Origin of the sequence: Microvirga soli (genome assembly GCF_016734765.1) — a bacterium.
In the GTDB taxonomy this organism is placed as follows: domain Bacteria; phylum Pseudomonadota; class Alphaproteobacteria; order Rhizobiales; family Beijerinckiaceae; genus Microvirga; species Microvirga soli.
This window is the reverse complement of record NZ_JAERQE010000060.1, coordinates 1-23843: the sequence shown is the minus strand read 5'-3', so window position 1 is coordinate 23843 and position 23843 is coordinate 1. Positions and strand designations below refer to the sequence as shown.

Genomic DNA, 23843 nt, shown 5'->3' with positions numbered 1-23843 from the left:
CAAGTCGGTGGCGTCCGCTCGGACGATCTTGAGCGGCATTGAGATGGTTCACATGATGCGGAAAGGACAGGCGAAGTGTGCATGCAATCCGCACCCTTCACTGGCAGAGCAGTTCGAGCGGCTCGCCGCATGAGATCTCCATAAGCATCTGATCCTTTCTCGTCTGTGTGCCGGATTCGCGACAGAACCCAACCAGACTGCATGAGCAATAATCTGAGGTGGAAACCGGTGGCGCTTGTAGCTGACAGGATTGGTCATGCCACCGCTCTTAAGACACAAGCCTCTGACCAAACGTTACCGTGACATCACCTCCTTGCTGAGGGCGGTACGTATGGACGGCAAATCATAGCGGACCAGCAGCTGCTTTCCGGCGTCAGACAGATTGTGCGGCCTGTCGGCTTCATAAGGCTGTCCGGTCCAGGAGCATTCCAGGTGCGTCACAAAAGTTGGCCGTTCGACTGTCATGTTTGAGTTCACGTTCACGTCTATGTCCCTTCCGAGTTCTAACTTGCAGCTAAGCATCTAGTGAGCAATCCTCTAAGCCGGGGTAGGCGGCAGGCGGGTATGCAGATGATGCGAAACTGCTAGAAGTACCCGCACGAACGGTTCTGTCGCAAATTCGGTTTTTACTTGCCTATACTGGGGAGACCGCTCTGATCGATTGCTGATGAATCAACGACGTAGCACCACCCGCGTGTCCAAAAATCACGCTGAAAAGTGTTCATACTTCGACCTTGAGATAGAACCCGTTGTATTCGGCACAGTTCGTCACCGCTCGGCTCGGCTACGCCTATCCGGCGTTTTCCGTAAAGGTCATATGGCTTCTTTGGTGGGCCGCGCGGCCCAGGCTTCCACCTCCACCAAGTACTCTGGGCGGATCATAGCAGAGACGTAGGCGAACATTGAGGCTGGCGGCTCGTCACCGTGAAACCCACGCCAGATCTCGACATAACGCTCGCGCTCGACTGGCTGTGTAAGCCACATGTTGATCTTGAACACGGCTCGATGATCAAGACCCTCGCTCTGCAGAATGCGTGTGACGTTCGCAAAGGCATTGGCGAGTTGCTCCTCGACGGTATCCGGGAGGTGTCCCTTCCCATCCACCCCCACCTGACCGGCGATCGCGAGTATGTCGCTGCCGGCCGGAATCCCTGTGAGATGATGGTAGCGTCCAACCGGCGGAGCGAGGTTGGACGGGTTCTTTCGTTCAATCATGACCTCAAGCTCCTAAACGGTAGATAAGGGTTCAAGCTGCCAGCGGTACGGGCGCGCGCACCAGACATGCAGCACGGGTGCCGCTCGCTACCGGTTGCAGCGACGGGCGGATATTGCCGCATGGCTCAATCCGGATGGGGCAGCGACCAACGAAGGGGCAGCCCGTGGGCGGATTGAGCGGACTCGGCAGGTCTCCCTTGAGGATGATGCGCTCGCGCGAGCGCTGGGCCTTTGGATCGGGTAAGGGAATCGCAGAGATCAGCGCCTGCGTATACGGATGCTGAGGCGCTTCGAACAATGCCTCAGCCCCACCTTCCTCGACCACTGTTCCGAGATACATGACGATCACATCATCGGCTAGGTGACGAACCACCGACAGATCGTGGGAGATGAACAGATAGGATAGCCCGAGTTCTTTCTGCAGTTGCATGAGAAGGTTGAGGATCTGCGAGCGGATTGAAACGTCGAGCGCAGAGACGGGTTCATCGAGGACGAGGAGCTTCGGCGACAACGCGAGAGCCCTGGCGATCACCACACGCTGGCGTTGTCCGCCGGAAAGTGCGTTCGGCGTCCGCTCTGCGTAGGCCTCAGGCAGCCCGACTAGATCGAGGAGCTCACGAACCCGCTGCTTCCGCTTGTCCCTGCGCCAACCCTGTATTACGAGCGGCTCGCCGATACTGTCGCCGATCGCCATCTTCGGATTCAATGCGGCGCTTGGGTCCTGAAATACAATCTGGATATCGGTGGCCAGGGCCCGCCTGGACTGCTTATCGAGATGGGCGATTTCCCGCCCTTCGAATTGGATCGATCCTGAGGTAACCGGCTCAAGTCCGATGATGCCGTAGGCGGTTGTGGACTTACCACAACCGCTCTCGCCGACCAGCGCGACCGTGCGTCCGGACGGGATATCGAAAGAAATCCCATCGACGGCTTTGACCACTCCACCCTGTGAACCGCGGATAGGGAAGTGAATTTTGAGATCGCGCACGCTGAGGAGAGGTGAGCCTGGGTTCGTCATGCAATCTCCCTCAGACGATCTTTGTGCCAACAGGCAGCGGCATGCCCGATCGCATCGACCGGATCCAGAGACGGACGGCGCGCGCAAACGTCGGTGGCCAGGGGACAGCGGCTGCGGAACCGGCAACCCTGCGGCCACTGATCGACGCCGGGAACAATGCCCTCAATTGTCCTCAACGTGCTCTTTCGTCGCCCGTCAAGACGGGGAACCGTCGCGAGCAGGAGATAGGTATAGGGGTGGGCCGGCGCCGCGAAGATGGTGTCCACAGGCCCGCGCTCGACCACCCTGCCCCCATACATGACAGCAACGTCGTCTGCCATTTCGGCTACGACGCCCATGTCATGGGTGATGATGATGATGGAGGTGCCGACTTCATCGCGCAGGCGTTTCATCAGGTCGAGGATCTGCGCCTGGATCGTCACATCGAGGGCGGTGGTTGGCTCGTCAGCGATGAGCAGTCGCGGACGGCAGATTAGCGCCGCCGCAATCATCACGCGTTGGCACATACCGCCGGAGAGCTCAAACGGATACTGCCTCGCTCGATTCTGCGGGTCAGGAATGCCGACGCTTGCAAGCATTGCAAGCGCCTCGCGCTGTGCCTCCGCGTGCGAGAGGCCGCGATGGAGGCGCAGCGCCTCCTCCACCTGCGCACCAACCCGCATCAATGGGTTCAGCGACGCGATCGGTTCCTGGAAGATGATTGAAGCCTGGTTGCCTCGGATATCCTCCAGGTCCTTCTCGGACAGATGCGCGAGGTCCATTCCTTCTAACTCGATCCGGCCGCCAGCGATCCTGGCAGCCTTCGGCAGAAGCCGCAGGATCGAGAGGGCCGTCAGGCTCTTTCCGCAGCCGCTTTCGCCGACGACAGCGAGAATGCGCCCCCTGCCCGCTGTGAGCGAGACGCCGTCAACCACGTCGAGGCCGCCGATCTGGATCCGGAGATCCTTGATCGCCAGGACTGGAGTCCAGTCGCGCGGCGGGGTTTCAGTCATCATCGGCTGCGCTTCCAATGGCGACGGCAGCCCAAGGGCTGGTCGGATGGGCCATGCCTATGTTTTCTGTTCCCGCCCGCATCACAGCGGATGGAATTGCGAAGTTCACCGGGTACAGGGTGTCCTCGACAATCTCAACCGGGTACCGTGTACCGACGGTCGCGGCAACGGCCGGATCCGCCTTGGCATTGATGCGGATCGTCGGCGTGCTGGCGTCAATGCGCGGCGCGTGAAACGCGTCTTCCAAGGAAAGACCGCGATCGACCATGTAGGAGAGGATCTGAAGAACTGTGGGAAAGATTGTTCGCCCGCCGGCTGCGCCGATGGCGAGGGCGGGGTGGCCGTCCCTCTTCACGATCAGCGGACACATGTTGGCAAGCGGCCGTACGCCGCCCTTGATCGAGTTCGGCTGATGCGGACGCGGATCGAACCACATGACGCCATTGTTCATCAGAATGCCGGCCCCAGGCAGCACGACCTTGGAACCGAACCGCGACAACAATGTGTTGGTGAGCGAAACCATTGTGCCGCTGGAATCCACGACGCTGAGGTGACTGGTACATCCGGCCTCAGGCGTGGCTGCATGGCCCATTGTCGTGAGGCGCTTCTCGTAGGCGTCACGGATCACAGTCGCGTAAGCCAGAGCAGCATCCGCCATGGAAATTTTGGCCGAAAGATCATAGGCTACGAGCCGTCCGCAGGCATCAACGAAAGTGGGACCTCCGCTTAAGCCCGGGATCGCGTTGACCTCCAGGTTTCGGTACCCGGCGACGAGAGGGTCCCGCCAGTAGGTCTGATAAGCCGCCAGATCAGCCGCCTCGATCCTGGAACCTCCCGCCCTGAAGTCCTCGACCATCAAATGCGCCGTTTCACCCTCGTAGAAGTCGCGCGCACCTGCCGCAGCAAGTCGCTTGAGGAGTTCTGCCTTGTTTCGCATTGGTCGATAGTGCACCGCCTCGCGTTCGCTGGCCCGAGGGGCCCGGCCATTGTCGAGGAAGATCTCCGCAGTCGCCGGATACTTCGCCAAGGCTGCGGCTTCGACGGCGAGGGAAAGGGACGTGAACCAGTCTACCTCCAACCCACGCTCTGCATGCTCGATTGCCGGCTGAAGTGCGTCCGACCAGGAGAGCGTCCCGAACCGTGACAGCGCTTCCGCAAACCCGGCGACCGCGCCTGGGACGCAAATTGAGCCGTAGCCCGAAATATTCCGGTCGCCCTCAACCGAGGGCCAATCAAACCAGTTCCCAGTCTTCGCTCCCGCAAGCGGATAGTCTGCAGGATCGAGGGTCTGCGGGGACATCACGTTGAAATCGAGAGTATGAACGGTGCCAGTTGCCCCATCGGCGTGGAGGAGAAACCCTCCACCTCCGATGCCCGAGAGCCAAGGCTCCACGACGCTCAAAACGAGAGCCGTCACGACGGCGGCATCCATGGCATTGCCGCCGTTGGCCAGGACAGCGGCGCCCGCTTCTGCGGCATAGCGGTTTTGTGCGGCAACTAAACCGTGAGGGGAACGCACTTCCGGCCTGCGAAGGGTGAAAGTCTGCATCAGCGTCCCTTTCCGAAGCGTGCCTCGGCGATCAGTTCCGGCGCCTGCACTGGCACCTTGTAACGCTCCGCGTTAGCCGATGCCGCATGGTGGGCTGCCACTTCGCCTACCGTCGCGATCCAGACCCCCTGCTCTGCTGTGACCCGCTGGAGAAGGCGCTCGAGCATGAGGATGCGGTGGGCCCGGCCCGAAATCCAATCATGGATCGTCAGCATCAAGAGGCCACCTTCCTTGTGCAGCATCGACCACTCGTCGATCCAGCTGTCGAGGATCGGGCCCGTCGCTGAGGGCGGCCAGGAATCCGCCCCGCCGCCCACGAACTTGAAATAAACGGCATCGTCGATGGCCCATTGCACCGGTACTTCGGTGACGTCGTCGATAGTGTAGGGATGATCGAAACCTGAGAGCGAACTGTCGTACAGGCCGCGCCCCTTCAGTTCGCTGAGCATATGCGGCGTCATTTCCCAGGCCGGCGAGCGGAAGCCCTTCGGAACGACCCCGACCTGCGCACGGAAAACCTCGAGCGAGGCCTCCAGGGCGCCTGTGAACTCCTCGTCGCTAACTTGGGAAACAATCTCGTGAAAGTATCCGTGCAGGCCGATCTCGTGGCCACGCTCGACAAAGGCTGGAAGAAGGTCGGGATGGTTCTTCGCCACCACGCCCGGCACGAAGAAGCTGCCTTTGATTCCAAACCGATCCAGAAGCTCGAGGATGCGCCAGATCCCAACCCGCGGCCCGAAGAGCCGCTGCTCCATCTGGCCGATGACGCGAGCGGTGGTTTCGCTCTTCATGTTCCAAAGGAGCGGGGATTCCGCATCCACGTCGACAGTAAAGCAGAACGCGCTGGTTTTGCCCGTGGGCCACTCGTACGGAATCCGGGAGAACTGGGTCATGGTGCTATCACTCACAGCGGATGCTTCTTTGCTTGGTGGACGGCAAGCGAGCCGATCGAGTTACCGCCATCAATGGTAAGCGTGGCCCCGGTCACGTAAGAGGATGCGTCGCTCGCGAGATAAAGCAGGCCGTTCGCCACGTCGGACGGCGACGAGGGCCGGCCGAGCGGGATAGCCGCGATGGTGTTGTTGATGTGTTCGTCCGTGAGGCTGCTCACCGAACTACCGGCGGCGAAGCCTGGCTCAAGGGCATTCACCCGGATGCCAAACTCCGCGAGTTCAATGGCAAACCCCTTGGTCAGTCGGTCCAGAGCGGTCTTGGAGGTGCAATAAGGCACGACCGTGCGTCGCATCTTGCGCGCGGCGCCGGACGAAATGTTGATGACAGAACCCTTGATGCCCTTCTCGATCATCTGTCGCGCGATGCCACGGGTCAGGATGAACGGTGCCCGGAGGTTCACAGAGAAGATCCGATCGAACTCGGCTGTCGAGATGTCGAGCAAGAAGCCGCTTGGATATATTCCGGCGTTGTTGACCAGAACATCGGCGGCGCCCCAGCGTCGGCCGATCTCGTTGATCAGTCCTTCGATCGACGCCTCGTCGGTCAGGTTCGCCGGATGAGCGAAGCCGCCGGTGCCGAGCGAGACTTTTCCGGCATAGGCGCTAAGCGCGGCCTCCTGCGCGTCCGTGAGACACAATTCGGCGCCGGCCGCCACGAAAGCGTCGACGATCCAGCGACCGACAACCCCACAGGCACCTGTGACGACCACGCGCTTACCGGAAAGATCGGAGAAAAAGTCCATGACAGCCTCATTGTGAACGGGGATCAAAGCGATCGCGCAGGTCGTCGCCGATGAGATTAACGGCGAGAATCAGCAGGAACAGGCAGAGACCCGGGAAGGTGGCAATCCACCACGCAGTGGCGAGATAGTTTCGCCCCGAGCTGAGCATGGCACCCCAGCTCGCCGTCGGTGGCTGTACGCCCAGCCCAAGAAACGACAGCCCCGCCTCGAACAGGACCATTAGGCCGAATTCCAGAGTTGCCACCACAGTGACGGCCCCGATGATATTGGGCAGGATGTGCCGGAGGAGGACGCGCGGCGTGGAGGCCCCCATGAAGGCGGCGAGCCGCACATAGGGCATGTTGGCGACGCTCAGCGTCTGGCCGTAAGCGATACGTGCATACCGCGGCCAGCGGGTCAGGGCCAGGACGACGATCACGTTCACGAGTCCCGTGCCAAGGACCGCGACCGTGATGATAGCGAGCAGGATCGCCGGAATCGACAGGAACACGTCGACAAGGCGCATGACGACCAGTTCAACCCAGCCGCGAAGATATCCCGCCAGCATCCCGAGCAGAACACCGACAACGCCGGACAGGATAACCGAGGCAATGGCGACGAAAAGCGACACCCTAGCCCCGTAGATCAATCGCGTGAGCAGGTCGCGGCCGAGCTCATCGCTGCCGAGCAGATAGTGGAAGTTGCGAGACACGGTTCCTGGCGGCCTCATTCGGCCCAGGAGATTTTGGCTGTTCGGATCGTAGGGTGCCAACACAGGCGCGAAAATGGCCGCCAAAACAAAGAGGGCAATGAGCATGACGGGCACCCATCGCATGATCGAACGGCGCGGCTTGCCGGCTTGTAGCAGCGGGGCCGATGCAGTTGCGGAGGTCATCGGCGGCTCCCATCGAGGCGAATGCGGGGATCAACTGCGCTGTAGAGAAGATCGGCGGCAAGATTGAGAGCCACCGTGACGAATGCACCCAGCAAGACAATTCCCTGCACGACGAGGAAATCGCGAGCGAGGATCGACTGCACGGTGACCTGCCCGAGGCCAGGCCAGGCGAAAACGGTCTCGACGATGACGGCGCCGGCGAGAAGATTGGAAATCTCCAGTGCCGCGACGGTAATCACGGGAATGGAGGCGTTTCGGGCGAGATGCCGTCGAAGAAGCAGTCCCATGGGCACGCCCCGGGAGCGAGCTGTGCGGACATATTCCTTGGAAAGTTCATCCAACAGCGAAGTGCGGGTAATGCGGGCAAAGGTTGCCATGCTCAGGAGCCCGAGCGCGATCGACGGCATGATCAGATGCTCAATGCCGCCGGTTGACGATGGAGGGAGCCAGCCCAGGGTCACGGCGAAGATCAAGATCAGGATGATCCCGCTCCAGAAGGTCGGCATGCTCTGCGCCGCCAGAACGACGCTCGCGAGCAACCGGGAAGCTGGATGATCCCGATAAAGGGCAAGTATGATCCCGACAGGGATCCCCAAACCGCATGCGACCAGCAGGGCGCCTCCCGCCAGTTGCAGGGTATATGGCAGGCGCGAGGCGATAATATCCCAGACCGGCACATTCTGAATAACGGAGCGTCCCAGATCGAAGCTGGCGATCTGTTTCAGGAACGCCAGGTATTGAACGATAAGCGGACGGTCGAAACCGAGCGCCGCACGCATTGCGTCGATATCGGCCTGGGTCGCCGTTTCAGGGACGAGCAGGTAGGTCGGATCACCGGTCAGCCGTTGAAGGAAGAAGATCAGCGTCACGACACCGAAGATTGTGCCGATAACCTGCCCGAGGCGCCGAAGAAGAAAGCGTCGCATGGGTGATCCGAGGCCCCGTTTAATCTTTCCAGGTCATGCGATTCAGGAACATGCTTTCATTTGGCGTGGGCTGCCATTGAAGCCCTTTCGCCGCGCCGTAGATGATGCCAACCTGATAGAGCGGGACGAGGAAAAGCTCCTTGGCGATGCGTTCATGAACCGCGCGGTAGAGCGAAAGTCTCTTCTTCTCGTCGAGGCTTTGACGGGCTTCAACCAGGAGGCGCTCGACCTCTGGATCCTGCGCATTGGCCCAGCCACTGGAGGAATGAAGCAGAGGGAAGAGCACGCCGTCGGCATCCTGGCACGCACAAGACCAGCGGCTGAAGGCCATCTGAGGGATCGAATCCGGCCCGCTTTGCATCTGCTTGAGCCAGTTGGCCATATCGGTCATTTCGATGTTTACCGTAAGGCCGGCCTCAGTCAGCATCTGCTGGATCGCCTGAACGACACGCTGGTCGTAAACGGGGGCGGTCAGGAGCGAAATCGGCTGCTTGGCCTTCGCTCCCGCCTCCGTGATCAGCGCCTTCGACTTGGCAAGATCATAGCCCCGTGGCTCGATCCCCTCGACCCAGCCGACATGAGCCGGCGAGAGCATCTCCGGGACGGCCTTGTCGTAGCCGCCGAGAATGCCCTCGACGAGCCCGTCCTTGTCGATGGCATAGGCAATCGCCTCGCGCACCTTCGGATCGTTCACCGGCGGCTTTTGGATATTCATGGCGAGATAAGCCACGCGTTCGGTGAGGACGGAGAGCACCTTGGCCTTGGGCGAGTTCTTGAGCTGCGCGGCGAGGTCAGAGTCGAGGGTGACCGCCAGATCGCTCGTGCCCGCCTGCAGGTTCGCCACCCGGGTTGCCGCATCCGGCACCGCCCGGAATGCCACGCTGGCGAACGGGCCCTTGGTGCCCCAGTACTTGTCGTTGGCCGTCAGGGTCACCTGCACGCCGCGCTGCCAGCCGTCGAACTTGTACGGGCCGCTGCCCACCGGCTTCAGGTTGAAGGCGTCCTTGCCCACCGCGTCCACTAAGTGCTTGGGCACGATCGACAGCTTCACAAGCTGGCCCAACAGCGCCGGGTAAGGCCCATCGGTCGTCAGCTTCACCGTGGTTGGGCTCGTCACCTCGGCCTTGATGATCTTGTTGAACTGGCCAAGCTGTGGGCTGGCGAACTTCGGGTCGGTGATCCGCTGCACGCTGAAGGCCACATCCTCCGCCGTCAGCTTCTGGCCGTCATGAAATGTCACGTCGTCCCGGAGCGTGAACTCGATCTCAGTATCCGACAGGTACTTCCAGGACGTGGCGACCTGCGGAACGATGTTGCCCTTGTCATCGCGCGTGATGAGGTTGTCGAAGATGTTGCGATAGACATAGTAGCTGTCCGGGTTCCACTGCACGTGCGGGTCCAGCGACGACGGCTCGTTGACCAGATCGACCGTCAGCTTTTCCTTCGCCAGCAGCGCGCCGGGCGCAGCCGCCAGACACAGCCCCAGAACAACAGCTGCCAATCCTCTTCCTCGTCTCACCATGTCAGGTCTCCTTCAATTATGTGTTGATCACCTCTTGGTTTGCTTTGTTTCACCCGTCATTGCCGTGGAGGGCGGGCGCCTCCCTGCATGCTTCAGTCCTTCCACGTCATCCGGTTCAGGAAGAGGCTCTCACTCGGCGAGGGCTGCCACTCCAGCTCCTTCGCCGCTCCGTAGATCGCCGCGCTCTGATAGAGCGGAACGAGCGGAACGTCCTGCGCGACGATCTCATGAACGCCGCGGTAAGCCGCGAGCCGTACCTTGTCGTCGAGAGACTGCCGCGCTTGTTCCAGGAGCTCATCGGCCTTGGGATTGCGGTAGACGGACCAGGAACTGCTCTTATGCAGCAGCGGGAAGAGCACGCCGTCGGCATCCTGGCACGAGCAGGACCATCGCCCAAAGCTCAAGGAAGGGGTCGCATCAATGCCGCCCTGAGCGCGTTTCAGATAGCTCGCCATATCGGACATATTGATTTTGACGTTGAGCCCGGCCTCGCTCAGCATCTGCTGGATCGCCTGAACGATGCGCTGATCGAATACCGGTGAGGTGGCGAGCTCGATCTCGGCTTTGCCCCCCTCGCCTGCCTCTTTCACCAGGGCCTGTGCCTTCTTGGAATCATAGGACGGCGCTTCGATGTCGTTGACCCAACCAACATGGGCTGGGGTGAGCATCTGTGGCACCGGCTTGTCGTAGCCGCCGAGGACCCCCTCAACCATTGCCTCCTTGTCGATGGCGTGGGCGACAGCCTGGCGGATCTTGGCGTTGTCGAAGGGCGGCTTTGCCGGATTGAGACGCAGATAAGCCACGCGTTCGGTGAGGACGGAGAGCACCTTGGCCTTGGGCGAGTTCTTGAGCTGCGCGGCGAGGTCAGAGTCGAGGGTGACCGCCAGATCGCTCGTGCCCGCCTGCAGGTTCGCCACCCGGGTTGCCGCATCCGGCACCGCCCGGAATGCCACGCTGGCGAACGGGCCCTTGGTGCCCCAGTACTTGTCGTTGGCCGTCAGGGTCACCTGCACGCCGCGCTGCCAGCCGTCGAACTTGTACGGGCCGCTGCCCACCGGCTTCAGGTTGAAGGCGTCCTTGCCCACCGCGTCCACTAAGTGCTTGGGCACGATCGACAGCTTCACAAGCTGGCCCAACAGCGCCGGGTAAGGCCCATCGGTCGTCAGCTTCACCGTGGTTGGGCTCGTCACCTCGGCCTTGATGATCTTGTTGAACTGGCCAAGCTGTGGGCTGGCGAACTTCGGGTCGGTGATCCGCTGCACGCTGAAGGCCACATCCTCCGCCGTCAGCTTCTGGCCGTCATGAAATGTCACGTCGTCCCGGAGCGTGAACTCGATCTCAGTATCCGACAGGTACTTCCAGGACGTGGCGACCTGCGGAACGATGTTGCCCTTGTCATCGCGCGTGATGAGGTTGTCGAAGATGTTGCGATAGACATAGTAGCTGTCCGGGTTCCACTGCACGTGCGGGTCCAGCGACGACGGCTCGTTGACCAGATCGACCGTCAGCTTTTCCTTCGCCAGCAGCGCGCCGGGCGCAGCCGCCAGACACAGCCCCAGAACAACAGCTGCCAATCCTCTTCCTCGTCTCACCATGTCAGGTCTCCTTCTGGTGCATTGCCTGAGCAATCATGATTTGACCGTAGACCGCGGTTCGCCCCGTGATCCTTTTCCTGCCGAGCTTGTCAGCTTCTGCACCCGGGACCGGCGGGCGCTGCGCTTCTGTGATTGGCCTAAAACGGCGTCCGGATGGCGCAGGAGGGCGCATGAGACGAAGGTCTCCAAATGGTCGACCTCCCGCAATATCTCCGCAGTCGCGCCGGCGTGATCCGATGCGGCCAGCGCCTCGAAAAGACCCTCGCGGCTAAGGGGTCGGTATTGAACCTCTCCCGACTCGAGAAAGCTCACTACGCGTTGGGAATGATCCCAGAGCTCGCGAAGCCATTTTCTCTGGAACCAGTTTGTACGAGCCGCGAGAATGTCGAGGATTTGCCGATCGGTCACGCGCGCGGTGACGAGGGCTTGCGGGTCCTGCCGTCCTGCAAGCGCCGCGGCAAGCGTGACAAGCGTTTGGACGCGCTCACGTTCGGAGGCGGTCAGCTCTACATACGTAATCGCCGCCTCAGCTTGGCGCCGCGCCGTGATCACGTCGCCGATGAAGGCGCCGGTGATCGGCTTGGCCTGCCATCCCTGCCGCGGCAGCGGAGCGACCAAACCTTCTGCTACGAGGACCTGCAAGGCAGCTCGGACCCCAGCGCGCCCAAGCCGATACCGGGTTTCGACCTCTACTTCAGAGAATGCCGCCCCAGGGGCGAGTTCGCAGGTTAGGACTGCATGGCGAAGCACTTGGAGCGCCACCGCACTTTTGGCCGTTGGGCCAGGGGGTTGAGGCGACGTGAAGGGCGAGGACCGATCATACATGACACTAGGTCAGCATGGTTTGTAACATCGCACAAGATGCTTTGTGACATCTCACAAGGCTAAAAGATGGGCACTCTGTTCAACCGAATGCGGCGCCGCGACTGCGCGTGACCGGCTAAGGTCTCGTCAGGTTAACGCCACAGTGACTGCACCTGAGCATAAGCCAGGGTATGAAATCGATCCGGACCCCTCGCTACGCCGGTTCTGTCGCAAACTTGAAGTATAGGTATTCTTCAGCGCGATTTTCGATCATGGCGGCGGGGCTAATCCGTTGATTCTACAGTGGCCAGTCAGCGCGAGTTCGACAGTATAGGCCAGTAAAAACCGAGTTTGCGACAGAACCGCGCTCAGTCGTCACTCACCGCAATCTTTTCCATCCTCCGAGTTCCCATCGGGACTGGGGGGAGGTTCAACCGGATCAGAACCTCGTAGACCGAGCGCGGATCACAGCGATCGGTTTGGGCGGCACATTGTTCGAAGTAGCCCAGATATTCGTCACAGCGGGCATGCCGCTGCAACTGAGGCAGTTCGGAACAGTAGACATACGCCTGCCGGATGATAGCAGCATAGGAGGGGGCCGCTATATCCTGCTGGAAATGTTCAGTAATCTTCTGATGGCCGATGATCATAGAGGCAGGACCCAGGAGGATGGCTAGAGCTTTGAAGCCAGGATGTATCTTCCGCACTGGCTTACCTCAGACCTTTATGGTTAAGGCAAAGTTAACGTGTTTTTCTGTTTTATGAACTGGTGAAGACGCTCGCACAGGATAGCCATCTCAAAGCGCGCATCAGCCCGCCTCACCCTCTGAGGCGGGCTATTTCTCTTACCAAACGATCAAGAGCTGCGGGTCGCCTGAGTGGCTATAGCCGGTGTGATAGGCAAGGTGACGGCCCAAAATACAAACGCCATCGCGCTTAGCGTTGCTCCGAGCAGGCACACCCCGTTCCATCCGACATAAGCGTATATCATTGTAGACGATGATGAGCCTAGTGCGCTTCCGAGCGAGTAGAACACCATATACACCGCCGTAAGACGGCTCTGTGCCTCAGGCCGGATGCGATAGATCATGCCCTGATTGGTGACATGAACCGCCTGCAACCCGAAGTCGATGACGAGCACCCCTACGACAAGCCACAGGATAGAGTGTGGCAACAATGAAATTGGCAGCCAAGCCAGCAGCATGAGCGCCAGCCCTACGCCTGTGGTGCGTTGACCAAGCCCGCGGTCAACCCAGCGTCCTGCCCTGGCGGCGCCAAGCGCGCCCGCTGCACCCGCAAGACCAAAGAGGCCGATCTCCGTATGCGATAGTGAGAATGGTGGTGCGCTCAGGGGAAGTACCAAGGGCGTCAGGAGCGTCGTGATGTTCGCGAAGATCAACATCGCGATAACACCCCGAATGCGCAGCACAGGCTCCTGGACAATAAGAGTGAAGAGTGATGCGATCAGGCGTGGGTAGGAATTCTTCTCGACCTTCCCTTGTTCTGGCAGGGCCTTGTGAAGCAGCACCGCCATGGCAAGTGTCAGGGCGGCGGAGATAAGGTACACGATCCGCCACCCCGACAGGTCGGCAAGCGTGCCAGCAATTGTGCGGGCAAGCAGAATCCCCAAGACAACTCCACTCGTTACAACACCCACAACCGCACCGCGTTCAGACGGTTGGGCCAGGCTTGCTGCATAGGCAACAAACGCTTGTGTGACGACGGCGAGCAGTCCCATGGCTGCCATTGATGCCAGCAGCATTCCGCCGCTTGAGGAGAGGCCAACTGCGACGAGGGCAAGGACCGAGAGGAATGATTGCCCGATCACAAGTCTCCGCCGGTTGATGAGGTCCCCCAGGGGTACTAGCAGAATGAGACCCAGCCCGTAGCCAACCTGGGTTACGGCAACGATTATTCCCGTGGTCGCCCGGGACAGCCCAAGATCATCGGCCATGATATCGAGGAGAGGGTGGGCGAAGTAGACATTGGCAACAGCGAGGCCACTCGCGATCGCAAAGAGCAGGATCACAGAGCGAGATAGTGATGCTGCAGGCTCCAACTCGGCTTCAGTGGCAGCGCTTTCCATTTCTCCTGGTTGCAGCACCGTGTGAACGCGTGCGTCATCGTTTGCAGCGCCGGCAAGCGCCACATTGTTTTCCATGGGCATGACAGGTTCCTCTACCAAAACGGTTGCATGATGAAACCGTTTGATCGATAGCAAACATGGTTTTATGATGCAACCGAATTGGCAAATGCCGCCCGCCGGGTTCGAGGAAGGCGATGGTAAAAAGAACGAGCCTTAGAGGCGACTACTGCCCAAGTGCCCGATCACTTGATGTGATTGGAGATTGGTGGTCGCTCTTGATTGTTCGCGATGCATTCGATGGGTTGACCCGCTTTGGCGAGTTCCAGAAGAGCCTGGGGATCGCGAAGAACATCTTATCGGATCGGCTGCGCACGCTCAGCGAACGCGGCATTCTCACAGTCGTCGCACCCGCGGATGGGGGCACACATCAAGAATATCATCTTACGCCCAAGGGTCGCGATCTGTTTCCCGTAATGGTCGCCCTCCGGCAGTGGGGCGAACGGTATCTCTTTGAACCAGGCGAGGAGCATTCGAGATTGGTCGAACGCGATACTGGTCAAGCGATACAGCTCGAAATTCGGACAGCGGACGGACGGCCAGTCGGTCCGGATCACGCCGTGGTTCTAAAAGTACCCCAACAAGGCTCACTCCATCCGCGACCTGCAGAGAGACTGCGGAAATCCCGCAGCAAGCCTTCTTGAATTGCATGGAACGAAGCGGCTATTCGATCGCTATTCTCTCACGGTGTTCTCAATGCAGGCGGCCACCGGCACAGCAACCCATGTCAGATGAGAGCGATCAGCGCTGGCACCATCGCCGGGAGACCGTTTTACGCGCCCAGATTGTGCTTGTGCCCGGTTCTTCAGCCCAATACTGCACCGTGACGAACCTATCTGCGGGCGGGGCTCAACTGACCTATGCTGGAAGCATCGAACTTTCGTCTGCATTCGTGCTGACGGTTCCAAGCCTCGACCTAGGTGGCGAAGCCCAGGTGATCTGGAACCGAGAGGACCAATACGGAGTGACTTTCGTTTGGCCACAGCACAACGAGCATGGAAGAAGACAAACTGACCGAGGAGATCATTGATGGCGAGCGGCTCACGCGACGAGGAAGAGCAATCAGAGACCAAGGTTCCAGCCAGTACACCTGAACTCGATCGGCTGGAAAAGCTGGCCAACGCGGCGGCAACAGCCGCCCAGGCGAAGCAGTGGCGGGCCCGCCAGAATGGCCTGCAGGAGCAGGAAGAGCCCTCAGAGGTGCGTAGCCTCAATCATGATGCAGGGGCTAGAGCACAGGCTGAAGAAGCCATGCGACAGATGATGGCGAAGTCGCCACCCAAACGGCGTCGGTGAATGGCCAGGCCTCATTAAGAGACTGTTAGTTTTTCGCTCGTCATGGTCGCGCCCCATTCCGCACGCCTATGACGGGCACATTGTAGGAGTTTGACTATGACCGAAGCGAAAGCAGCCAAGAAGCCGAACCCGGCCCTGGCGAAGCCGCTGCAACCCTCGAATGAGCTGGCGGCCGTCGTCGGCTCGTCTCCCCTGCCCCGCACGGAAGTGGTGAGCAAGGTGTGGGAGTACATCAAGGCGAACAATCTGCAGAACCCGGCAAACAAGCGCGAGATACTGGCGGATGACAAGCTGCGGGCGGTCTTTGATGGCAAGGACAAGGTCAGCATGTTCGAGATGAACAAGCACTTCGCCCGGCATCTCGCCTAATCACCCTGGCTTAGGGCAGGCTGTTGTCCCTCCACTAGTTGTTAAGCTTGGCTGTTTCACTATGAGGATACCGGGCGCGTTGCGTATCAGCCCGAACAATCTCCATTGCCCCCAAGCGTGGAGCCTGGCCCTGGTTGAGAGCCCTTACACTCTCGGCCAGGGCTTTTTCGTTGGAGTTGGCTGGTCCTGAGGTGACCGGCGGATCTTCGAGAACGATTCGATCCTACTTGCCGAACCGGGAGATCACCTCTGCGAGGGGAACATGCCCGATGCAGGAGCCCGTTCCCTGTCGACTTTCGCCATTTTCCAAGGTGGTCGCGTAGATCACCGCGGGATCGGCTTCGAGGCGCTCCCGCAAGGCCGCCAACTTTGGCCAACGTGACCTATCGGCAATGGCATGGAAGTCGAGCCAGCGTGCCACGCCGATGAATACCGCGTCTGCTAGGGTCGGTTTGTCGCCGACCAGGAAGGGTGTTTCCTCGATCATGTCTTCCAGCTTGTCATGACGCTCGATGATCCTGTCTCGGCCCCACTCCCGGAGCGTTGACTGCAGCGTCGGGTTCGGCGGTTCCATCTCGAGTGCGGCCCAAAGGGGACTGAACGCAGCGGTGAATCCCGTATTCACGTAAGCCATGATCTGATGCATGCGATCGGCCTGGTGGGAGAGCAGGTCGAAGCTGATACGCCGATCAGCATCCCTGGCCTCGAGCCAGGAGGCGACCGCCATCGTCTCTGTCAGGATCCTGCCCTGATCGTCAACAAGGGCAGGCGTCTCGTGCCGAGCGTTGATCCGGGCATAGGATAGCTCGCGCATTTCGCCCAGCATGTCCACTCGGCAAAGCCTGTAGGGCTTACCCAGCCATTCGAGAGCCGCAACAAGCCCCATGGAACTTCCCAGAGGGAAGCCATAAATGAGAGTAGGTTCCATTCTCTTATTCTCCATGATTTCTGCTGATCACGCTGCGCAGCGAGGCTGGAACTTACGCGGCGCTGACGGTAAGTAAATTACGCACCTTTTTGTAACCACGAGCTGCCCATGAAAAAACTGGTCTCACGGTGTCCTATCGAAGAGGTGATGCAAGTCCTCAGTGGCCGTTGGCCCACGCTGCTCATCTACTACCTCAAGGACGGGACAAAGCGCTTCAGCGACCTTCGCCGGGACAACCCCACGATTTCGCACAAGATGCTCACCTTCGAGCTCCGTAAGCTGGAAGACGCGGGAGTTGTCACCCGCACGGAATTTGGGGGCTATCCCTTGCGTGTCGAGTATGACCTCACGCCAGCAGGCCTTCGGCTTGTGCCACTGATCGACGCCCTCGGCGAATGGTGGGAGGGAACCGGGGATTCGGATCGTGTCGATGCTGGCGCTCTTCAAACGACCTTCGTGGAGTAATTTGGAAAAGATTGATGCCTGCCCGCACAGCCTCTTCAGGTGAATAGGCCGAAGGATCAGGGCGCTGTGAGGTACGCAATCAATGGCTGGTCCTCTTCAAGCATTTGATTGCTCATTGAGAGGACATCCTGTTTCCAGCGATGCCTGAGCGCTTCGTCTCTGGACAGAATTCGTCCAAGTTCGTCTGAGGTCCAGGAGGTTTGACCAGGTTCGACGAATCCCAAATTGAAACTGTCCCGATCGGCCGTGAGGTGGCAGGCAAATGGGCATCGTCAACTTAACGAGGTGAGATAATTCGGGCTGGTGAGGACCGTCAGATCAGCAGTCAGCGACAGCTTCAGCCACCTCATTCCAGATCTGAAAGGCCTGAGCTCGGGATATGCGGTGAGCGGCAGCTGTAATGCTTGCAGGACGGCGGAACAGGTTTGCGACTTGGTCGTGAGCCGAGAGGAAACGCTGCGCCTGCCGGGCTGACCTGAAGCGCGTCATGATGCGCTCGCGTCGCCGGGTGGGCTGATGAGAGTTCTCAGCTCTGTTGTTCAAGCCTTTGTGCTGCCGGTGTTCCACTCCGGGCATCACGACCCTCTTGGCGGCTGTGTAACTCGCCAGTTTGTCCGTGATCATCACGCGTGGTGCGATGCCTTGCTTCTTGAGCAGCTTGCGCAGCAGACGCTTTGCCGCCTTCGCATAACGGTGGCTCTGAACCAGGATGTCGAGCACGATCCCATGCTGATCGACGGCTCGCCAGAGCCAGTGCCTCCTGCCCGCAATGCTGATCGCGACCTCGTCCAAGTGCCATTTGTCTCCGGCTGCCGGAAGACGGCGGCGGATCTTGTTGGCAAAGTCCTGACCGAACTTCAGCGCCCACTGCCGCACGGTCTCATAACTGACCTGGATACCTCGGGCCGCCAGCGTCTCCTCGACCATACGCTGGCTAAGCGGGAACCGGAAGTACAGCCAAATGGCGTAGCTGACCACTTCGGTAGGAAAGCGGTGGCGGGCATAACGAGCGGCACGGGTCGGTTCCATGCCCCATGGATAGCTCAATCCGCGTCACTCTTCGGTTAAGTTGACGATGCCTTTCCAGGCATTAGGTCAGTCCACATGATGCGCAATCGGCAGCCGTCACTCGCGGCGCAGTTTCACTTGCTTGTCGCATGAGCGCCTCACAACGCTCCTTCTTCTTTCTCGTCCCTGTCCCGAATTTGGGACGGAACCATCGATTCCTCCGCACATCTTTATAGACTGTTAAGCATACTTCGGCTTGGGTTATCTTATCGGCATCTATACAGCGGATGAACGCAGCGACCTGCCACCATTAAGCCACGGTGTTCGATCATGACATCGCACCGAGTTTACCACTCGTGTGGCACAACTCGGCAACAGCGCCTTGGACAGGTGTCCTGTTGAGACAGTTCGGAAGCTCCTTGCCTCTGAGGGTATAATGGCGACCACTATTTCCGGTAGCGATTTCGACGATAATCTCAATGGCTCATACGACGTCGATTACATCTACGGGTTCGACGGCGATGACCTGATCCAAGGCTTTGACGGCGATGATGATATCTATGGTGGCTACGATCACGATACGATCTATGGTGGCTTTGGTGACGACTATCTGATCGGCGGCGCCGGCCATGACGACCTCTACGGTAGCGCTGGCTTTGACGATCTTTATGGCGGGTCTGGACTCGACTACCTCTCGGGAGGCTCCGGCGACGATCTTCTGTCCGGCGGCACCGGACGTGACACCCTGAGCGGCGGCACCGGAGAAGATGTGTTCGTCTTCACAAGAGGTGCCTCAGGCCTCTCGACTAGCACAGCAGACACCATCAGGGACTGGAACCGGTCTTACGACTCGCTCGACATGTCGATCAAGGGAACCACGCGCAACTACCGCGAAGTCAGCACAGATGCCGCATCCATCGCAACGGCTGCCTCGGATGCCGATTTCCTTTACGGTGACACCAGCGTCAGGCACGTGTTCCTGTACAACTCCGACATCGACAGAGGCTTCCTGGTGTCCGATCTCAACGCTGATGGGCGGTTCGAGACAGGGGTCGTTCTCAGGAATGCAGGTCTCGCGTCCGACATGAGCTACCTCTACATCATCTGATCATATTGGCGCCTCCTCCATCTCGCTCCTGAGAGGAGGCGCGTTAGCCAATTAGGCTTTGCACAGCAATAAAGCTTTGATGTGCAAAGCCAGGATAGTGGCGCGCCATCACTGGCGCGCTTCATTTCGCAGGAGCGGTGTGATCCGCCGGATGGTCACACGTCGGTTCGCCCGCTCAGGCTCCTGGGTGCTCACCTTGAGGTACTGCTCCCCGTAACCTTGCGTGGTGAGGTTCTCAGCCGGCACGCCAAACATCTGGGTCAGGACACTTGCGACCGTCTCCGCCCGCCGGTCTGACAGGGTGAGGTTGTCAACGTCACTGCCGACCGCATCCGTGTGCCCCTCAATCAGGAAGACCTCAGCTGGATTGCGCTCGATGGCGCGTTGCAGAGCCTGCCCCACCCCGGTCAGCGCCCGCCCCTGCTCCTCCGACAGCTCCCAGGAACCGAAGTCGAAGGTGATGGTGTCGACATCGACCCGCCGCACCCGTTCACGGACAGCCGGACTGCGTCTTACCTCATTCAGCGTATAAGAGCGCTCAACCCGCTCCACAGGTGGAGCTGTGAAAGCCTCATACAGGTCCTCCTGGCTGGCGCTCTCCACCTCCACAACATACTTCTCGCGCGGGATGCGGATCTGCGGCGGTGGCAGTCGGACAGTCTCCTCGAGGATCGTGCGGCCGCGGGGCCGGCGCTCGACCTCGTTCTCGATCAGCACGATCTCTCGTCCGCCAGGTTCGCGCCGCACCCGTCGAACGAGGTTCCCCTCTGGATCTCGGACGGTGATGACCTCGACTTGGTTAGGCCGCCGCACGATCGTGACTTCATTGTTGCCGCGGCGCTCACGCCGGATATCGGCTCCTTCATAAGAGCGTCGGAAGCGATCCGTCTCGTCATGACGGATGGTGTAGCGGTCGCCCTCGCGCACAATCACTCGGTCCTGCTCTTCGATGATGACGCGGCGTCCGCCCTCCTCGGAGCGCTCGCGACGCAGGTCTCTCAGCTCATCAATTCGCACGTCCCGTCGGTCACCAAATCCTGGTCCGGGAGCAAACCCACGGCGCTCGAAGTCACGCCGGTTGAAGTCATCACGGGCTTGTTCAGAGCCGGTCCGGTTACGGGGGGCGGCATTTATCGGAGGAGCCGCTGGCGCGGGAGCTCGATCCACCGACGGTACATCGTCAGGCAACTCCTGCCGCCGTTCCCGTGATTCCAGCCGATCTCGGCGCTCTAGCCGGTCTGGCTGGCCACGTTCATCGCGGGGCGCCCCATCAAGGCGTCGCTCGGCCGGCAGGTCTTTCGGAGTTCTCTCACGAGAAGCCGGAGTGTCCGCGTCTGGCGTGCGATCGCGACGGTCCCGGTTCGGGCGTTCAGTATCTTCCGATGGCGCGAGGCGCTCGGGTTGGCTGCGGCGTTCCCGCAGTCCCGGTCTTCCCTCCTGTGACGGATCTCGTGGTGCCAACCGAGGCGCCGTGGCCGGGGAGGAGGCCGGGGGAGATTCTGGGGCCGCAGCGGGCGGCACGGCTGAGCGCTCAGGTTGATCTGGGCGCTGTCGGCGCTCCCGGCGATCGGGCCGCTCTGGCTCGTCTGGTTGCTCCAATCGCTGAGGTCGTTCTGGCCGAGCTGGTCGTTCTTGCTGCTCTGGGCCGTCCCGACGCTGAACGCGCTCAGGTGGCTCGGAACGTTCAGGCTGCTCAAGCTGAGCAGGTCTCGGGCGTCGTTCCGGTCGCTCGATCCGCTCTGGCCGACGGTCCGGTTGCGATTGTTCCAGCTGTTCAGGACGCTGGGGCCTCTCCACACGGTCGGGGCGCTCCTGCCGTCGCGGCAGTTCCGACCCTTCCGCAGGCCTGGAACCATCGCGGCGCTCGGGGCGCTCCTGTCCTTGCCTCCGGCCAGGACGCTCTCCCTCGTCATCGCTAGCGCGACCCTGCTGGCCGGGAGGGATGCGGCGCGGCCGATCAGCGCCCTCGCCGTCGGCATTCGGGCCGCGCTCCCCATCGCGCGACCCGCGATCACGCCGCCGCCTTGGTTCATCTGGATCCTCAGCCTGAGCCAGCACCATGCTGCGGCCAGTCCCTTTTCTCCCAATGTCTTGTTCCTCCCCCATTTGTCTATTCGGGACCGATGCGGCAACGGCTGCGGGTACCAGGTAGCCGGTTACACTGCTTGCGGGAATGCCAGCACCCCAAGCAGCAAGCGGAAGGGCAGTTCCCGCAAGGAGACGGATAAGACGCTTTGGTGTCATAAAAGTATCCCACAGAGCTACAAGCGAACCGAGCACATGCCTGGACTGACAACCGGCTCTGTTATTCAGCTGATAGAACGAACAGTTGCCTGTATCAGGGATGAACAGGCTCTATTGATTGACCCCCGTCCGTAACTTGCGGGCTGAGGATCACGGGAGGCTCCGTCGCAAACCGTTCAGTAACCCAGTTCTGTCTATCTCTCGGGCGGCTCTGTTGCATTAACTTCGTGTAGCACAAGCCATAGCGTGTTTGCAGTCCTGACTACCTACCAGATCCTGTGGCTCGACAGGTTAATGCAACAGAGCCACCTACGCGCGGCTTCCAGAGAATGAAGACAGCTTCCGCAACCCTGAGAGGGTTCGAGGTCATGCGCATGATCCGGCGTGGTCATTGTATGCTGCCGGCGACCGGTGTGACGGGCGAAATCCGTCTTGTGAACCAGCTTTTCGGTCTTGTCGCCTGAGCACTCCAATTTGGCTGGGTTCGTCGTGCCCTTTCCAGGTTAATGCAACGGAGCCCTGCCTTTGAAGCGCAGATGGCACAGCTCTCTCACTGGGCATTTTCGGCCTTGGGTACATTGAATACCTCAATGGTGCTCCTGCCGGTGGCGAGCACAGCCTCCCATTCCACCTCGGCTTTGACCCGCGCAAGAGCTGGCGTAAGCAGCTCCTCGGCCCTCCCGCGCGGCACGATCACGAGGCCATCGTCGTCCCCGACAATCAGATCGAAGGGCGAGACCGGCACGCCTCCAAATGAGATCGTTTCGTTGACCGAGCCGCGCTCCATCGAGGAGGGCCCGCGGGGCGTCACCCAACGGGAGAAAATCGCGAAGTCCGCCCATTCGGACAGCATTCCAGCATCGCGCACCGCACCATCGACGACGACACCAGCGATGCCCTTGCGACGTGCGGATCCGCTCAGGAGCTCGCCGATCATCGCTGCATCGCTGTGCCCGCCCGCATCGACGACAACGACGTCACCGGCTTCGGCCACATCGATCGCGTGGTGGACAGCCCCGTAATCGGCTCCTTCGCACCGAGCCGTAATCGCACTCCCGACGAGCCATGATTTTGTGCCGAAGCGGCGCAGTGGTCGGATCGTGGCATCGACGTGCCCCGTGCCGCGCAGCAGATCCGCCACTACGGCGGCCGGGATCTTGCGCCACTCGTTGATTAGCGATGTCGGCAGGCGTGTGCCTTCAGGCTGAAAAAGTCGTGTCGGCATGTTTCACTCCTATTTTGCTGCAACCTGAAGGGCCGCAAATTTTTGGGCGGCCCGGATCAGGCGGCGAATACCTTCCTGCAGGATATCGAGAGGGGTGGCGGTGAAGCTCAGACGCAGGCTTGAACTGACCAGACCGGGGGGGTCAAAGACGTTTCCGGGAAAGAAGGATACGCCCATCTCCAGAGCGAATGGAAGGAGAGCGTTCGTTTCGAACCCCGGCCGGCGTGCGGTCATCCACTCGAACATGCCGCCCTCTGGCACGCTCCATTCGAACAGGCAAGCCGATTACTATCGGGCATGAATAGGGGCCGCACCTCTATCCTCATTTCAGAAAGCCAATGTGAGTTCTTGCGCAGGCGCTGACAATACCGGCACGGGTAAGCCGATTCTGAGCCGTGCCGGACTAACCTCAAGAGACTTATTGATCCGGCTTGGGAGAACTTGAACTACGCGGCATAGCGGAGCGGCTGATGCCCGAAGTAGCTTCGGATCCGCTCGGGCAGCTTTGTCAGCCGGCGCATATGGCTGATGACGGTGCGTTTTAGTTCGTGCTTGCTGCGGGCGGGCGGCTTGCGGGTTACGGCTTGCTTCAGGTCGGCGTTCAGGCCCTCATCCGGGTTCAGCTCGGGGCTGTAGGAGGGCAAGGAGAAGACCTCAATCTGCTCCTGGCGCTCGGCTAACCAGTTCCGCACTGCGCGGGCTCGATGAACGGGCAGGTTATCCCAGATCAGGAACACCTTGCCGCGTGCATCCCGGATGAGCCGCCCGAGAAAGCGGATCAAGCTCGGGGTGACCTGCCACTGAAGTTTCATCCAGCCGCCGTTAGAGCCCCGGCAGGTGATACGCCGTGTGGCGCGACGTGAGCA

Annotated in this window: 27 protein-coding genes and 1 pseudogene; 8 read left to right on the top strand and 20 right to left on the bottom strand. The window is 60.3% G+C overall.

What is annotated here, in order from left to right:
* Nucleotides 1-133, top strand: a pseudogene (locus JKL45_RS25995) (IS6 family transposase); the annotation flags it as partial.
* A 680-nt stretch (nucleotides 134-813) separates the two neighbouring features.
* Here the strand turns inward: JKL45_RS25995 and JKL45_RS25990 are convergent.
* The 13 genes from JKL45_RS25990 to JKL45_RS25930 all read right to left on the bottom strand — a co-directional run bounded on the left by JKL45_RS25990 (nucleotide 814) and on the right by JKL45_RS25930 (nucleotide 14277).
* Nucleotides 814-1215 carry a RidA family protein gene (locus tag JKL45_RS25990; RefSeq protein ID WP_201864703.1) on the bottom strand — a complete coding sequence of 134 codons (402 nt, stop codon included), beginning with the start codon at nucleotides 1213-1215 and terminating at the stop codon, nucleotides 814-816.
* Between the two features lie 31 nt (nucleotides 1216-1246).
* Complete coding sequence (locus JKL45_RS25985; RefSeq protein WP_201864702.1) at nucleotides 1247-2233, bottom strand: ABC transporter ATP-binding protein; 987 nt, start codon at nucleotides 2231-2233, stop codon at nucleotides 1247-1249.
* Complete coding sequence (locus JKL45_RS25980) at nucleotides 2230-3228, bottom strand: ABC transporter ATP-binding protein (protein WP_201864701.1); 999 nt, start codon at nucleotides 3226-3228, stop codon at nucleotides 2230-2232. Before JKL45_RS25980 ends, JKL45_RS25985 begins: the two co-directional genes overlap by 4 nt.
* Complete coding sequence (locus JKL45_RS25975) at nucleotides 3218-4774, bottom strand: gamma-glutamyltransferase family protein (RefSeq protein WP_201864700.1); 1557 nt, start codon at nucleotides 4772-4774, stop codon at nucleotides 3218-3220. The genes JKL45_RS25980 and JKL45_RS25975 overlap by 11 nt, the downstream gene beginning before the upstream one ends.
* Nucleotides 4774-5667 carry a polysaccharide deacetylase family protein gene (locus JKL45_RS25970; protein WP_201864699.1) on the bottom strand — a complete coding sequence of 298 codons (894 nt, stop codon included), beginning with the start codon at nucleotides 5665-5667 and terminating at the stop codon, nucleotides 4774-4776. The genes JKL45_RS25975 and JKL45_RS25970 overlap by 1 nt, the downstream gene beginning before the upstream one ends.
* 11 nt (nucleotides 5668-5678) lie before the next feature.
* A complete protein-coding gene (locus JKL45_RS25965; RefSeq protein ID WP_201864698.1) occupies nucleotides 5679-6470 on the bottom strand; it encodes an SDR family NAD(P)-dependent oxidoreductase in 792 nt (263 codons plus the stop codon).
* A 7-nt stretch (nucleotides 6471-6477) separates the two neighbouring features.
* Nucleotides 6478-7344 (bottom strand): ABC transporter permease, encoded by an 867-nt coding sequence (locus JKL45_RS25960; RefSeq protein ID WP_201864697.1) that lies wholly within the window; start codon nucleotides 7342-7344, stop codon nucleotides 6478-6480.
* Nucleotides 7341-8270: an ABC transporter permease gene (locus tag JKL45_RS25955; RefSeq protein ID WP_201864696.1), complete on the bottom strand. Its 930-nt coding sequence runs from the start codon at nucleotides 8268-8270 to the stop codon at nucleotides 7341-7343. Before JKL45_RS25955 ends, JKL45_RS25960 begins: the two co-directional genes overlap by 4 nt.
* 19 nt (nucleotides 8271-8289) lie before the next feature.
* Nucleotides 8290-9771 carry an ABC transporter substrate-binding protein gene (locus tag JKL45_RS25950; RefSeq protein WP_246498965.1) on the bottom strand — a complete coding sequence of 494 codons (1482 nt, stop codon included), beginning with the start codon at nucleotides 9769-9771 and terminating at the stop codon, nucleotides 8290-8292.
* A 113-nt stretch (nucleotides 9772-9884) separates the two neighbouring features.
* Nucleotides 9885-11366 carry an ABC transporter substrate-binding protein gene (locus JKL45_RS25945; protein WP_246498963.1) on the bottom strand — a complete coding sequence of 494 codons (1482 nt, stop codon included), beginning with the start codon at nucleotides 11364-11366 and terminating at the stop codon, nucleotides 9885-9887.
* Nucleotides 11367-11420: 54 nt separating this feature from the next.
* Nucleotides 11421-12212, bottom strand: coding sequence for a GntR family transcriptional regulator (locus JKL45_RS25940; protein WP_201864693.1), 792 nt, complete (start codon nucleotides 12210-12212; stop codon nucleotides 11421-11423).
* Nucleotides 12213-12559: 347 nt separating this feature from the next.
* A complete protein-coding gene (locus JKL45_RS25935) occupies nucleotides 12560-12841 on the bottom strand; it encodes a hypothetical protein (protein ID WP_201864692.1) in 282 nt (93 codons plus the stop codon).
* 206 nt (nucleotides 12842-13047) lie between these two features.
* On the bottom strand, nucleotides 13048-14277 hold the full coding sequence (locus tag JKL45_RS25930) for an MFS transporter (protein ID WP_246498969.1): 1230 nt from the start codon (nucleotides 14275-14277) through the stop codon (nucleotides 13048-13050).
* Between the two features lie 194 nt (nucleotides 14278-14471).
* Here JKL45_RS25930 and JKL45_RS25925 point away from each other — a divergent pair, with 194 nt between their 5' ends.
* The 4 genes from JKL45_RS25925 (at nucleotide 14472) to JKL45_RS25910 (ending at nucleotide 15999) form a co-directional block, all read left to right on the top strand.
* A complete protein-coding gene (locus tag JKL45_RS25925) occupies nucleotides 14472-14978 on the top strand; it encodes a winged helix-turn-helix transcriptional regulator (RefSeq protein ID WP_201864690.1) in 507 nt (168 codons plus the stop codon).
* A 5-nt stretch (nucleotides 14979-14983) separates the two neighbouring features.
* Nucleotides 14984-15364: a PilZ domain-containing protein gene (locus JKL45_RS30945; protein ID WP_376771079.1), complete on the top strand. Its 381-nt coding sequence runs from the start codon at nucleotides 14984-14986 to the stop codon at nucleotides 15362-15364.
* Nucleotides 15364-15630 (top strand): hypothetical protein, encoded by a 267-nt coding sequence (locus JKL45_RS25915; RefSeq protein ID WP_201864688.1) that lies wholly within the window; start codon nucleotides 15364-15366, stop codon nucleotides 15628-15630. The genes JKL45_RS30945 and JKL45_RS25915 overlap by 1 nt, the downstream gene beginning before the upstream one ends.
* A gap of 96 nt (nucleotides 15631-15726) precedes the next feature.
* A complete protein-coding gene (locus JKL45_RS25910) occupies nucleotides 15727-15999 on the top strand; it encodes an SWIB/MDM2 domain-containing protein (protein ID WP_246498959.1) in 273 nt (90 codons plus the stop codon).
* Between the two features lie 223 nt (nucleotides 16000-16222).
* On the opposite strand, the gene JKL45_RS25905 is transcribed toward JKL45_RS25910, so the two are convergent.
* Nucleotides 16223-16927: a glutathione S-transferase family protein gene (locus JKL45_RS25905; RefSeq protein ID WP_201864686.1), complete on the bottom strand. Its 705-nt coding sequence runs from the start codon at nucleotides 16925-16927 to the stop codon at nucleotides 16223-16225.
* 108 nt (nucleotides 16928-17035) lie between these two features.
* On the opposite strand from JKL45_RS25905, the gene JKL45_RS25900 reads away from it, so the two are divergent.
* Nucleotides 17036-17392 carry a winged helix-turn-helix transcriptional regulator gene (locus JKL45_RS25900; RefSeq protein ID WP_201864685.1) on the top strand — a complete coding sequence of 119 codons (357 nt, stop codon included), beginning with the start codon at nucleotides 17036-17038 and terminating at the stop codon, nucleotides 17390-17392.
* Nucleotides 17393-17710: 318 nt separating this feature from the next.
* On the opposite strand, the gene JKL45_RS25895 is transcribed toward JKL45_RS25900, so the two are convergent.
* Nucleotides 17711-18421, bottom strand: coding sequence for an IS6 family transposase (locus tag JKL45_RS25895; protein WP_201864684.1), 711 nt, complete (start codon nucleotides 18419-18421; stop codon nucleotides 17711-17713).
* A 415-nt stretch (nucleotides 18422-18836) separates the two neighbouring features.
* On the opposite strand from JKL45_RS25895, the gene JKL45_RS25890 reads away from it, so the two are divergent.
* On the top strand, nucleotides 18837-19508 hold the full coding sequence (locus JKL45_RS25890) for a calcium-binding protein (protein WP_201864683.1): 672 nt from the start codon (nucleotides 18837-18839) through the stop codon (nucleotides 19506-19508).
* A 108-nt stretch (nucleotides 19509-19616) separates the two neighbouring features.
* Here JKL45_RS25890 and JKL45_RS30210 read toward each other — a convergent pair whose 3' ends face one another.
* Nucleotides 19617-20525: an OmpA family protein gene (locus tag JKL45_RS30210; protein WP_312897038.1), complete on the bottom strand. Its 909-nt coding sequence runs from the start codon at nucleotides 20523-20525 to the stop codon at nucleotides 19617-19619.
* 212 nt (nucleotides 20526-20737) lie between these two features.
* Nucleotides 20738-21595 (bottom strand): hypothetical protein, encoded by an 858-nt coding sequence (locus JKL45_RS30205; RefSeq protein WP_246498957.1) that lies wholly within the window; start codon nucleotides 21593-21595, stop codon nucleotides 20738-20740.
* A 486-nt stretch (nucleotides 21596-22081) separates the two neighbouring features.
* Between JKL45_RS30205 and JKL45_RS30200 the strand changes: the two genes are divergently transcribed.
* Complete coding sequence (locus JKL45_RS30200) at nucleotides 22082-22216, top strand: transposase (RefSeq protein ID WP_246498955.1); 135 nt, start codon at nucleotides 22082-22084, stop codon at nucleotides 22214-22216.
* A gap of 86 nt (nucleotides 22217-22302) precedes the next feature.
* Here the strand turns inward: JKL45_RS30200 and JKL45_RS25880 are convergent, their stop codons facing one another.
* The 3 genes from JKL45_RS25880 to JKL45_RS25870 all read right to left on the bottom strand — a co-directional run.
* The gene (locus JKL45_RS25880) at nucleotides 22303-22977 is read right to left on the bottom strand and encodes an RraA family protein (RefSeq protein WP_201864681.1); all 675 of its coding nucleotides are present in this window, start codon (nucleotides 22975-22977) and stop codon (nucleotides 22303-22305) included.
* A gap of 9 nt (nucleotides 22978-22986) precedes the next feature.
* Nucleotides 22987-23223 (bottom strand): hypothetical protein, encoded by a 237-nt coding sequence (locus JKL45_RS25875; RefSeq protein WP_201864680.1) that lies wholly within the window; start codon nucleotides 23221-23223, stop codon nucleotides 22987-22989.
* 200 nt (nucleotides 23224-23423) lie between these two features.
* Nucleotides 23424-23843, bottom strand: a 420-nt coding sequence (locus JKL45_RS25870; RefSeq protein ID WP_201864679.1) for a transposase, incomplete at its 5' end; no start/stop codon positions are given.

What these genes read in the sequence shown, in the direction of transcription:
- JKL45_RS25935 (WP_201864692.1), bottom strand. Translation starts at nt 12,841, where the DNA reads ATGATCATCGGCCATCAGAAGATTACTGAACATTTCCAGCAGGATATA.
- JKL45_RS25940 (WP_201864693.1), bottom strand. Translation starts at nt 12,212, where the DNA reads ATGTATGATCGGTCCTCGCCCTTCACGTCGCCTCAACCCCCTGGCCCA.
- JKL45_RS25955 (WP_201864696.1), bottom strand. Translation starts at nt 8,270, where the DNA reads ATGCGACGCTTTCTTCTTCGGCGCCTCGGGCAGGTTATCGGCACAATC.
- JKL45_RS25925 (WP_201864690.1), top strand. Translation starts at nt 14,472, where the DNA reads ATGGTAAAAAGAACGAGCCTTAGAGGCGACTACTGCCCAAGTGCCCGA.
- JKL45_RS25960 (WP_201864697.1), bottom strand. Translation starts at nt 7,344, where the DNA reads ATGACCTCCGCAACTGCATCGGCCCCGCTGCTACAAGCCGGCAAGCCG.
- JKL45_RS25875 (WP_201864680.1), bottom strand. Translation starts at nt 23,223, where the DNA reads ATGTTCGAGTGGATGACCGCACGCCGGCCGGGGTTCGAAACGAACGCT.
- JKL45_RS25895 (WP_201864684.1), bottom strand. Translation starts at nt 18,421, where the DNA reads ATGGAACCGACCCGTGCCGCTCGTTATGCCCGCCACCGCTTTCCTACC.
- JKL45_RS25965 (WP_201864698.1), bottom strand. Translation starts at nt 6,470, where the DNA reads ATGGACTTTTTCTCCGATCTTTCCGGTAAGCGCGTGGTCGTCACAGGT.
- JKL45_RS25975 (WP_201864700.1), bottom strand. Translation starts at nt 4,774, where the DNA reads ATGCAGACTTTCACCCTTCGCAGGCCGGAAGTGCGTTCCCCTCACGGT.
- JKL45_RS25985 (WP_201864702.1), bottom strand. Translation starts at nt 2,233, where the DNA reads ATGACGAACCCAGGCTCACCTCTCCTCAGCGTGCGCGATCTCAAAATT.
- JKL45_RS25930 (WP_246498969.1), bottom strand. Translation starts at nt 14,277, where the DNA reads ATGGAAAGCGCTGCCACTGAAGCCGAGTTGGAGCCTGCAGCATCACTA.
- JKL45_RS30200 (WP_246498955.1), top strand. Translation starts at nt 22,082, where the DNA reads ATGAAGACAGCTTCCGCAACCCTGAGAGGGTTCGAGGTCATGCGCATG.
- JKL45_RS25915 (WP_201864688.1), top strand. Translation starts at nt 15,364, where the DNA reads ATGGCGAGCGGCTCACGCGACGAGGAAGAGCAATCAGAGACCAAGGTT.
- JKL45_RS25890 (WP_201864683.1), top strand. Translation starts at nt 18,837, where the DNA reads ATGGCGACCACTATTTCCGGTAGCGATTTCGACGATAATCTCAATGGC.
- JKL45_RS25980 (WP_201864701.1), bottom strand. Translation starts at nt 3,228, where the DNA reads ATGATGACTGAAACCCCGCCGCGCGACTGGACTCCAGTCCTGGCGATC.
- JKL45_RS25880 (WP_201864681.1), bottom strand. Translation starts at nt 22,977, where the DNA reads ATGCCGACACGACTTTTTCAGCCTGAAGGCACACGCCTGCCGACATCG.
- JKL45_RS25990 (WP_201864703.1), bottom strand. Translation starts at nt 1,215, where the DNA reads ATGATTGAACGAAAGAACCCGTCCAACCTCGCTCCGCCGGTTGGACGC.
- JKL45_RS25910 (WP_246498959.1), top strand. Translation starts at nt 15,727, where the DNA reads ATGACCGAAGCGAAAGCAGCCAAGAAGCCGAACCCGGCCCTGGCGAAG.
- JKL45_RS25900 (WP_201864685.1), top strand. Translation starts at nt 17,036, where the DNA reads ATGAAAAAACTGGTCTCACGGTGTCCTATCGAAGAGGTGATGCAAGTC.
- JKL45_RS30945 (WP_376771079.1), top strand. Translation starts at nt 14,984, where the DNA reads ATGGAACGAAGCGGCTATTCGATCGCTATTCTCTCACGGTGTTCTCAA.
- JKL45_RS25970 (WP_201864699.1), bottom strand. Translation starts at nt 5,667, where the DNA reads ATGACCCAGTTCTCCCGGATTCCGTACGAGTGGCCCACGGGCAAAACC.
- JKL45_RS25905 (WP_201864686.1), bottom strand. Translation starts at nt 16,927, where the DNA reads ATGGAACCTACTCTCATTTATGGCTTCCCTCTGGGAAGTTCCATGGGG.